This window comes from Paraburkholderia sp., from assembly GCF_026225065.1.
Taxonomy (GTDB): Bacteria; Pseudomonadota; Gammaproteobacteria; order Burkholderiales; family Burkholderiaceae; genus Paraburkholderia.
Map to the genome: position 1 here is coordinate 1 of NZ_JAMFSB010000418.1, position 10368 is coordinate 10368.

Annotated in this window: 11 protein-coding genes; 1 reads left to right on the top strand and 10 read right to left on the bottom strand. The window is 60.9% G+C overall.

Features of this window, described 5'->3' with window-relative positions; translation table 11 throughout:
* A partial coding sequence (locus M0954_RS28680) for an acyl-CoA dehydrogenase family protein (RefSeq protein WP_297356873.1) occupies positions 1-263 on the top strand: 263 nt, incomplete at its 5' end.
* Positions 264-399: 136 nt separating this feature from the next.
* Here M0954_RS28680 and M0954_RS28685 read toward each other — a convergent pair.
* The 10 genes from M0954_RS28685 to nuoL all read right to left on the bottom strand — a co-directional run.
* Positions 400-864, bottom strand: a complete 465-nt coding sequence (locus tag M0954_RS28685; protein WP_297356875.1) for a MaoC family dehydratase — start codon at positions 862-864, stop codon at positions 400-402.
* A complete protein-coding gene (locus tag M0954_RS28690) occupies positions 861-1319 on the bottom strand; it encodes a MaoC family dehydratase (protein WP_122154095.1) in 459 nt (152 codons plus the stop codon). Before M0954_RS28690 ends, M0954_RS28685 begins: the two co-directional genes overlap by 4 nt.
* A gap of 34 nt (positions 1320-1353) precedes the next feature.
* Complete coding sequence (locus tag M0954_RS28695) at positions 1354-2490, bottom strand: acyl-CoA dehydrogenase (protein ID WP_122154094.1); 1137 nt, start codon at positions 2488-2490, stop codon at positions 1354-1356.
* A 10-nt stretch (positions 2491-2500) separates the two neighbouring features.
* A complete protein-coding gene (locus M0954_RS28700; RefSeq protein WP_123384464.1) occupies positions 2501-3697 on the bottom strand; it encodes an acyl-CoA dehydrogenase family protein in 1197 nt (398 codons plus the stop codon).
* Positions 3698-3746: 49 nt separating this feature from the next.
* Positions 3747-4172, bottom strand: coding sequence for a DUF1178 family protein (locus M0954_RS28705; RefSeq protein WP_122154092.1), 426 nt, complete (start codon positions 4170-4172; stop codon positions 3747-3749).
* 332 nt (positions 4173-4504) lie between these two features.
* A complete protein-coding gene (locus M0954_RS28710) occupies positions 4505-5095 on the bottom strand; it encodes an NUDIX domain-containing protein (protein WP_122154091.1) in 591 nt (196 codons plus the stop codon).
* A gap of 41 nt (positions 5096-5136) precedes the next feature.
* Positions 5137-5433, bottom strand: coding sequence for a DUF2818 family protein (locus M0954_RS28715; RefSeq protein WP_122154090.1), 297 nt, complete (start codon positions 5431-5433; stop codon positions 5137-5139).
* Positions 5433-6905: an NADH-quinone oxidoreductase subunit NuoN gene (nuoN, locus tag M0954_RS28720; protein ID WP_122154089.1), complete on the bottom strand. Its 1473-nt coding sequence runs from the start codon at positions 6903-6905 to the stop codon at positions 5433-5435. Before nuoN ends, M0954_RS28715 begins: the two co-directional genes overlap by 1 nt.
* Positions 6906-6930: 25 nt before the next feature.
* Entirely contained in the window at positions 6931-8421 is a 1491-nt protein-coding gene (locus M0954_RS28725) for an NADH-quinone oxidoreductase subunit M (RefSeq protein WP_123384465.1), read from the bottom strand.
* Between the two features lie 24 nt (positions 8422-8445).
* A partial coding sequence (gene nuoL, locus M0954_RS28730) for an NADH-quinone oxidoreductase subunit L (protein ID WP_297356877.1) occupies positions 8446-10368 on the bottom strand: 1923 nt, incomplete at its 5' end.

Here is a 10368-nt window from a genome sequence, read left to right on the forward strand (position 1 = left end):
GCGCGCGTGGCGAGATTGCGATGATCAAAGTGGTGGCGCCGAATATGGCGTGCCAGGTGATCGACTGGGCCATCCAGGCGCATGGTGCGGGTGGTCTGAGCGACGACTTCCCGCTCGCTTATGCCTACACTTCGGCACGCACGCTTCGCTTTGCCGACGGCCCGGACGAAGTGCATCGAAACGCCATTGCAAAGCTCGAACTGGCGCGCCATATGGATGTCGAGGCGGCGTCGCGCGTGGAGATGCCGATTACGCGTTCGTGATTTGATGCGGAGATTCGGAAAGGGAGTGAGTGGCATAGAGCCGCTTACTCCCTTTCGTACCAGGCAGGCGTCGTTACGATGCCGTCAAACTCACACAGCTAGTTGCCGCTAAAAGCCGTTAGTCGTCCAGCCAGTTCTAGAAGTAATGCCGCGTGATGAATTCCGCCACGCACACCGGCCGCTCACTGCCCTGCCGCTCCAGCGTCACGTTCCACACCACCTGGACCCCGGCATCATTCACATCGTCCACGCTCGCCACGGCAAAACGCCCGCGCACCTGCGAATCAACCGGCACCGGCGCGGTGAAACGCACCCGGTTCAGACCATAGTTGACACCCATCCGCTGCTTGAGCGCCACGGTTTGTTGCAGCAACGCCGGGATCAGCGACAACGTCAGAAAACCATGCGCAATCGGACCGCCGAACGGCGATTCGCGCCGCGCCCTTTCGGGATCGACGTGAATCCATTGATGATCGCCGGTTGCTGCGGCAAAGCCGTTCACGCTTGGCTGATCCACCGTCAGCCAGTCGCTGACGAGCGGCTCGCCGCCCACCAGAGAACGCAGTGCCTGCGCATCGAGTCCTACGGTGTCGCGCTTCATGCGGCGGCTCCCGGATGACGCAAACCGAATAGCCCTTTCGAGCGCACGGTGATCACCGTCTCACCGTGCTGATTGATGCCCCGCCATTCGGTGGAGACGAGGCCACGGTCCGGCTTGCTCGACGACACGCGCTTGTCCAGAACCGCATTCGTCATGCGGATCGTGTCGCCGACGCGCACCGGCTTGAGCCAGCGGATTTCATCGATGCCGGGCGAGCCCATCGAAGTGGACCCGGCAAACGCGTTGCGCACCAGCAGCCCCATCATCACCGAGCAGGTGTGCCAGCCGCTCGCGATCAATCCGCCGAACGGCGAAGCGGCGGCCGCGTCGTCGTCGACGTGAAACGGCTGCGGATCGAACTTTTCGGCAAACTCCACGATCTCCTCGCGCGTGAACGTGTGTTCGCCGCATTCGATGACCGCACCGACTTCCATATCTTCGAAACTCAATCCCATGGTGACACCTCACTCGTTAGGACCGGCCACACAATCACACTTCTGCGGTGGCAAAAGCAGGTAACGCGGCAAACCGCGCAAGATGATGATCGACGTCGCCGAGCGTGGTTTCGATGATCGCGAGACGCTTGAACAGATGGGCGGCCGCAACTTCGTTCGTCACGCCCATGCCGCCGTGCAACTGCACCGCCTGCTGGCCGACGAAACGCGCCGCCTGCCCCACGCGCACCTTCGCTGCCGAGACTGCACGGCGCCGTTCATCGGCATCGGTGCTGGCGTAGCGCCCCGCAGCCAGATACGTCACCGAGCGCGCCTGCTCCGCGTGAATCAGCATTTCGACCATGCGGTGCTGCAGGGCCTGAAAGCGTGCGATCGGCTGGCCGAACTGCTGGCGTGTTTTCGTGTATTCGACGGTGGCATGGTTCAGCGCATCAAGTGCGCCTACTGCTTCCGCGCACAACAGCACGGTGCCATAGTCGGCGATCTGCTCGAGCGCCGCTGCGCCCGCATGCTGACCACCGAGACGTCGCGCAGGCGTGCCTTCGAACGACAGCGAAGCCGCGCGTTGCCCGTCGATGGTGCGGTAATCCGTGACCTGCGTACCGCCTGCATCGCGTGCGACGACGAACAAAGCGATCTCGCCGTTCAGACGTGCAGGCACGATCCAGTGGTCCGCCTGAGCGCCATGTAGAACAACCGACTTCTTGCCGCTCAGCACGTACTGCTCGCCTTGCTGCGTCGCTGCGGTATCGACTGCGAACAGGTCGTAGCGGGCATGCGGTTCGTGAAAGGCGACCGCGAGCTTGATCTCGCCTTGCGCCGCGCGTTCGAGCAGCGCGGCATCTTCACCCTGCGCTGAATCAGCCGAACCTGCAATCCGCAATGCCTCGATGCCCACTGCCGTCGCCCAGTAAGGCTCAACCACGAGCGCGCGGCCCAGTTCCTGCATCACGACAAGCATATCCACAGGACTGCCATTGAAGCCGCCCTGCTCTTCCGGCACCGGCAATGCTGTCAACCCAAGTTCCGTGAACGCCGCCCAATGCGTGTCCGATACGCCCGCGTCCGAATACACGATAGCCTGGCGCGCTTCGAAACCGTAGTTCTTGTCCAGGTAACGGCGCAGCGCGTCGGCGAATTGCTGTTGTTCGTCGGTAAAAGTGAAGTCCATGCGCCGCTCCTCAGAGTCCGAGAATCATCTGCGCGATGATGTTCTTTTGAATTTCGTTCGAGCCGCCGTAGATCGACGTCTTGCGGAAGTTGAAGTAGTACGCGGCCAGCGGTGCGGCATCATCGTCGCCGGCAATGCTGTGGGCGCGTTCGCCTTCGAGGAACGACACGTCGAACGGCGCGGCCAGCGGGCCGATGGCTTCAAACATCAACTCGGTCAGGCCCTGCTGGACTTCCGTGCCCTTGATCTTCAGCATCGACGCTTCCGGTCCCGGTCCGCGCCCACCTGCCTCATTGGCAACGACGCGTTGCACCGTGACTTCGAGCGCCATCAATTCGATTTCGAGGCTCGCGACTTTCGCGGCGAACACCGGGTCGAGCAGCAGTGGTTTGCCGTTTTTCTTCTGATCGAGCGCAAGGCGTTTCAGGAACACGAGTTCGCGCTTCGACTGACCGACGCGCGCAATCCCCGTACGCTCGTGGCCGAGCAGATATTTGGCGTAGGTCCACCCGCGGTTTTCGTCACCGACCAGATTCTCGACGGGTACCTTCACGTCTTCGAAGAACACTTCATTGACTTCATGATCTTCGTCGAGCGTGATGATCGGGCGCACCGTGATGCCCGGCGTTTTCATATCGATCAACAGGAACGAGATACCCTCCTGCTTTTTCGCGCCGCTGTCGGTGCGCACGAGGCAGAACATCATGTCGGCGTACTGGCCGAGCGTGGTCCAGGTCTTCTGGCCGTTCACGACGTAGTGATCGCCCACCCGCTCCGCGCGCGTGCGCAGCGAAGCGAGGTCCGAGCCCGAGCCGGGTTCCGAGTAGCCCTGGCACCACCAGTCCGAGCCGTCCAGAATACGCGGCAGATAGTGGCGCTTTTGCGCCTCGCTGCCGTATTTCATCAACACGGGTGCGACCATCGACACACCGAACGGCAACACCGAGGGCGCGCCAATGCGGGCGCACTCTTCGTCCCAGATGTGCCGTTGCGTGGCGTCCCAGCCGGGGCCGCCGTATTCGGTCGGCCAGGCGATCACCGACCAGCCGCGCGTGCCGAGCAGCTTGTGCCAGTTCGCGAAGTCCGCGCGGTTCAGACGTTTGTGATTGAGTACTTTGTCGCTTAGCTCGCGGGGCAAATTCGCCTCGAGCCAAGCGCGGATGTCGGCGCGGAACGCGTCGTCAGCGGGGGAATAATCCAGATTCATGCGCAGTGTCTCCTGGCCGCGGCTCTCCCGCCGCCAGTGAGCCGCTGCGCTATTGCAACGGTTCCTTCAGAGCGGCCGGGATCGGCAGCGACATCACTTCAATGCCTTCTTCAACCAGGGCTTTGGCATCTTCCGGTGTCGTAACACCGCGAATGCTGCGTGCAGGCGCTTCGTTGTAGTGAATGCGCCGTGCTTCCTCGGCGAAGCGGTCACCCACGTTCTCAGTCTTTTCCAGTACCTCGCGCAGGGCGCGCATCATACGCGCCTGCTGCTCTTCCGAGCCCGCATGGGCTTGCGCCGCAGTCGCACCCGACAGATTCAGACGGGGCGCCGACGGCAAACGGCTCACTTCGGTCGCGCCGCAAATAGGACATTCGACAAGCTTGCGGGACAACTGCGACTCAAAGTCTTCGGCGGAGGCGAACCAGCCTTCAAACCGATGGCCGTGCGGGCACTGTAGATCGAGGACCTTCATGTGGAATCAGGGCTTGCGTATGAGTTTAGCGCAAAATAGAAATTTGTGAACGGTCGTTCGTAAATTTTGCTGTGGGCGACTTTGGCACGCGGTCCGGGCACGTTTTCGTGCCCGGGAACAACCGAGCGTGCGTGCGCGATTCTAACGCTTTGCGCCGATGGCCGCCGACGCGCCATAAAACGGGTCGGCCAGCGGTTTGCCAGCAGGTCTGCCACGGGTTTGCCAACAACAACGGCAGCCTTGTGGGCTGCCGTTTATTTCACCTCGTGACTGATTGCCAGGTGCTGGCGCAACTCGAAGCGACGGTACACGATCAACGCATGTGATCGGGATCAGTCAGGTTCAGGCTCCGCCGACGCCCATGCGCCGGACAAAACCTTCTCCAGCCAGAACGTGCCGATAATCGTCTTGACGTCGGTGATCTTGCCGGTCCGCACCCATTCCGATACCTCGGGGACGGTCGCCGTGAAAAGTTCGAGGAACTCCCCTTCGTCGAGCTTGCGATCGCCGGCAGTCAGGCCGCGCGCGAGGTAGATGTCGATAAATTCGGTCGAGTACGAAATGATCGGATGGATGCGCGTCAGATAGACATATTCGCGCGCCGTATAACCGGTCTCTTCCTGCAGTTCACGTTTTGCGCAAGCAAGCGAGCCTTCGCTCGGATCCAGTTTGCCGGCCGGATACTCATGCATCACCTTGCCGATCGGATAGCGGTACTGGCACTCCATCAGCACGCGGCCGTCGTCGAACAACGGAATCACCATCACGGCGCCCGGATGTTTGACGTACTCGCGGGTCGCGCTCTTACCATCCGGCAGGCGGACGGTGTCGCACTTGAGGGTCAGGAAAGGGCCTTGATGGAGCGTCTTGCTCTCAAGGCAGGTCTCGGTGAGCGTAGCGTCGTGATCGGGGAGTTCAGCCATGTGCGACCTCAGGACAGCGTGGTGCGCGACGGCTCAGGCCGTCAGCGCCGTTTGACGAGATACTGGAAGGTGAAGCCGGGAAACGCAAACACCAGAAACAGACTGAAGGTGATCGCGTAGAACTGCCAGCCCTGCTCGAAGCGGTTGCCCGCCCGAGCTTCGAGCATAAAGCCGAACGCGCCCGCGACAAAATAAAGCACGATCAGCTCGGCAAGCCGCAGCCAGACGCTCTTCTTCACCGCCTTGAGCGGCACGAAGGCGAAGAGGCGTTGATTCGCGAACGGCACGTTGGCGCCCACGAGCGCCAACAACACAATAAACCAGCCAGCAGCCGACATCAGAACGTCAGAGTATGGGTGATCGCTTGCAGGCAAACCTTCAGCAGCGGATCGGGCACGATGCCGAGCACCAGCACAGCCAAACCGTTAAGCGCCAGCAACGCGCGGTTGCAGGTATCGGCCTGGATCGGCGTCGTGTCGACCGGGTCGTCGAAGTACATCAGCTTGACGATACGCAGGTAGTAGAACGCGCCGAACAGCGAGGTGATCACGGCCAGCACGGCCAGCCACGTCAGACCTGCGTTCATCGTCGCTTGCAGCACGGCGAGCTTCGCGTAGAAACCGACCGCCGGCGGAACGCCCGCGAGCGAGAACATCATGATCATCATCACGAACGCGAACACCGGGCTGCGCTGATTGAGGCCCTTGAAGTCGTCGAGCGTCTCGGCTTCGAAGTCGCGGCGTGCCAGCAACATGACGATGCCGAAGGTGCCGAGCGTCGTCACCAGGTAGACGATGCTATAGAACATCGCCGAGCCGTATGCGTTCGCCGCGCCACTCGTCTTGCCGTCCACCACACCGGCCAGCAGGCCCAGCAGCACGAAGCCCATGTTCGAGATGGCCGAGTAAGCGAGCATCCGCTTGATGTTGCGCTGGACGATACCGGTGATATTCCCCACGATCAGCGACAGCGCCGCGAGGATCACCAGCATTTCCTGCCAGTCGACCGCCAGCGGCAGCAGACCCATCACGAGAAAGCGCAGGCCCCACGCGAAGGCGGCAACCTTCGGGCCACCGCCCGTCAGCAGCGTCATGGCCGTCGGTGCACCTTGATACACGTCAGGCACCCACATGTGGAACGGCACCGCGCCCATCTTGAACGCCACGCCGGCGACCACAAAGATCACGCCGAACAGCAGCACCACGTCGTTGATGCGGCCCGAAGCGACCGCCTTGAACACTTCATTGATATCCAGCGAACCGGTTGCGCCGTACAGCATCGAGATGCCGTAAAGCAGGAAACCGGATGCCAGTGCGCCCAGCACGTAATACTTCATCGCCGCTTCGTTCGACTGCGCAGCGTCGCGGCGCAGCGCGATCACCGCATACAGCGACAGCGACATCAGTTCGAGACCGAGGTACAGCGTCAGGAAGTTGTTGCCGGAGATCATCACCAGCTGGCCTAGCAGCGAGAACATGCCCAGCAGGAAGAAGTCGCCGCGGTACAGTTCGCGGTCTTCAAGGTACCTGCGCGAGTAGATGATCGACACCGCGTAACCGAGCGACACCACCGCCTTCATTACGCTGCCGAAGGCGTCCACCACGTACATGTGCCCGAAGAAGTAATACACGTGCGGGTCGAAAGAGTTCACGCCGAACCAGATGCCCGCAATCAGCGTCGAGAACAGGGCGATGAAATACGTGGTCCGTCGCGCCGCCTGGCCGAAGAACGTGTCGTTGAGCCACGCGAGAACTACGGCGAGCATCAACAGGCCGTCGGGCAACAGGGCAGTCATAGGTGCGTTTTGCATGGTGTTTTGATTCCTCCGCTCTGCGTTACTGTGGCAACGGCAGTTTCGACTGCGCAACGTGGGAGAGGAGGTTTTCCACGGATACGTGCATCACATCGGTAAAAGGCTTCGGATACAGGCCCATGAACAGCGTCAATGCGGCCAGCACAAGCAGCATGAAGAACTCGCGGTTGTTGATATCGAGCAGCTTCTTCACGTGGTCGTTTGCCACCGCGCCAAAATACACGCGCTTGTACATCCACAGCGTGTAGGCCGCGCCCAGAATCAGCGTGACCGCGGCGCCGCCTGCAATCCAGAAGTTGTACTGGACCGCAGCCAGAATCACCATAAACTCGCCGACGAACCCGGAAGTGCCCGGCAGGCCGCAATTGGCCATGGCAAACAGCATCACCAGCGCGGCGAACTTCGGCATCACGTTCACGACGCCGCCGTAATCGGCGATCTGGCGCGAGTGCATACGGTCATACAGCACGCCGATACACAGGAACATCGCGCCCGAGACGAAACCGTGCGAGATCATCTGCACGATCGCGCCTTCCGCGCCGAGCTGATTGAAGATGAAGAAGCCGAGCGTGACGAAGCCCATGTGCGCGATCGACGAATACGCGACCAGCTTCTTCATGTCCGCCTGCACCATCGCAACCAGACCAATGTAGATAACCGCAATCAGCGACAGCGTGATGACGACTGGAGCCAGGAAGTGGCTGGCGTCCGGCGTGACCGGCAGCGAGAAGCGCAGGAAACCGTACGCGCCGAGCTTCAGCATGATCGCCGCCAGCACCACCGAGCCGCCCGTCGGCGCTTCCACGTGGGCGTCAGGCAACCACGTATGGACCGGCCACATCGGCACCTTCACCGCAAAGGCAAGGAAGAACGCTATGAACAGCAATATCTGCGGCGTCATGGCGATCTTCGTGGTCTGCCACGTCGCCAGATCGAAGGTGCCCGTCTGCGTGTACAGATAGAGCAGCGCGACCAGCATCAGCAGCGAACCCATCAGCGTGTACAGGAAGAACTTGAACGCCGCATACACGCGGTTCGGCCCACCCCACACGCCGATGATGATGTACATCGGAATCAGCGTCGCTTCGAAGAACACGTAAAACAGCATTCCGTCCGCTGCGCTGAACACGCCGACCATGATGCCGGACAAGATCAGGAAAGAAGCGAAATACTGACCCACGTTCTTCGTAATGACCTGCCACCCGGCAATCACGACGATCACCGTGATCAATGCGGTCAACACCACGAACCACATCGAGATGCCGTCCACCCCAAGGTGATAGGTAATGTTGAAGCGCTCGATCCAATGCACGTTTTCAACAAACTGCAGATCCGCCGTGCTCGAATCGAAGCTGGTGAACAGCGGAATCGTGACGATGAAGCTGAGAACAGAACCAACCAGCGCGAGCCAGCGCGCCGGACCAGGATTCTTGTCAGAGCCGATAGCAAGGACCAGGAGGCCGAACAGAATCGGCAACCAGATCGCGATACTTAAAATCGGATACGTGTGCATTGTGTGGTGTCCCCTCGCCTTCTCTTATTTGCCGCCAAGCGTTACAAACAGGGTCAGGAGCCCCAGCATGCCGATGATCATGGCAAACGCGTAATGGTAGATGTAGCCCGACTGGAGGAAGCGGATCACACCCGCAAACCAGCCGATAAAGCGCGCGCTGCCATTGACGATACCGTCGATGACCACCACGTCGCCCTCTTTCCAAAGGCCCCGGCCGATCGCCACGGCGCCGCGTGCGAACACGACTTCGTTGATCTTGTCGAGGTAGTACTTGTTATCGAGCAGCGTATAGATCGGGCCAAAGGCGCGGCGGATGACCGGCGGCAGATCCGGACGCTTCAGGTACAGGAACCATGACACGACCACACCGGCGAGCGCCAGCCAGACCGGCAGACCCGACACCGAGTGCAGGCCCATCAACGCCCAACCCTGGAATTCTTCGGCCATCTCCGACACCGCCGGATGGTTTGCGCCGATGAAGATCACCTTGTCGAACACCACGCCGTGCGCGAAGAAATCGCCGAACAGCAGCGGACCGATCGCGATCGCACCGATGATGACCGACGGAATGGCCAGCAGCACCAGCGGCAACCACACCACCCACGGGCTTTCATGCGGCTCGTGTGCGTGGCCGTGATCGTCGTGACCGTGCGCATCGTGGCCGTGGCCATGGTCGTCATGGCCGTGCGCAGCGTGCGCGGCAGCTTCGATGCCCATCGGCGAATCCGGATGCTTCGGCTTGCGGAAACGCTCCTCACCGTGGAACACGAGGAAGTACATACGGAACGAGTACAGCGCCGTGACGAACACGCTCGCCACCACCGCGAAGTACGCGAAATCCGAACCCGGCAGATGCGACAGCTTCACCGCGTCGATGATCGAGTCTTTCGAGTAGAAGCCCGAGAAAAACGGCGTGCCGATCAGCGCCAGCGAACCGATCAGCGACGTGATCCACGTGATCGGCATGTACTTGCGCAGGCCGCCCATGTTGCGCATGTCCTGATCGTGGTGCATGCCTATGATCACCGAGCCTGCGCCGAGGAACAGCAGCGCCTTGAAGAACGCATGCGTCATCAGGTGGAACATGGCGACCGGGTAAGCCGAGACGCCGAGCGCCACCGTCATGTAGCCAAGCTGCGAGAGCGTGGAGTAAGCCACCACACGCTTGATGTCGTTCTGGACGATCCCGAGGAAGCCCATGAACAGCGCAGTAATCGCGCCGATCACCGTCACGAACGACAGCGCCGTATCCGACAGTTCGAACAGCGGCGACATGCGCGTGACCATGAAGATACCGGCCGTCACCATGGTTGCCGCGTGGATCAGTGCGGAGATCGGTGTCGGGCCTTCCATCGAATCCGGCAACCAGACGTGCAGCGGGAACTGCGCCGACTTACCCATTGCGCCGATGAAAAGGCAGATACACGCCACCGTCAGCAGACCCCAGCTGGTGCCCGGGAACGTCAGCGAAGCGAGCTCATGGCTCTTTGCGAAGATGTCGCCATAGTTCAGCGAACCGCCAAACGCCAGCAGGAGGCCGATGCCCAGCAGGAAACCGAAGTCACCCACGCGGTTCACGATGAACGCCTTCATGTTCGCGTAGATCGCGCTTTCACGCGTGAAGTAGAAGCCGATCAGCAGATACGACACCAGACCCACCGCTTCCCAGCCGAAGAACAGCTGCAGCAGGTTGTTGCTCATCACGAGCATCAGCATCGAGAACGTGAACAGCGCGATGTACGAGAAGAAGCGCTGGTAACCGTCGTCGTCGGCCAGGTAGCCGATCGTGTAGATGTGCACCATCAGCGACACGAAGGTCACGACGCACATCATCATCGCCGTGAGCGAATCGACGAGGAAGCCGATTTCGAACTTCAGCTTGCCGACCGACATCCACTCGTAGATCGTCGCGTTGAAGCTCGCGCCGTTCAGTACGTCGAAGAAGAC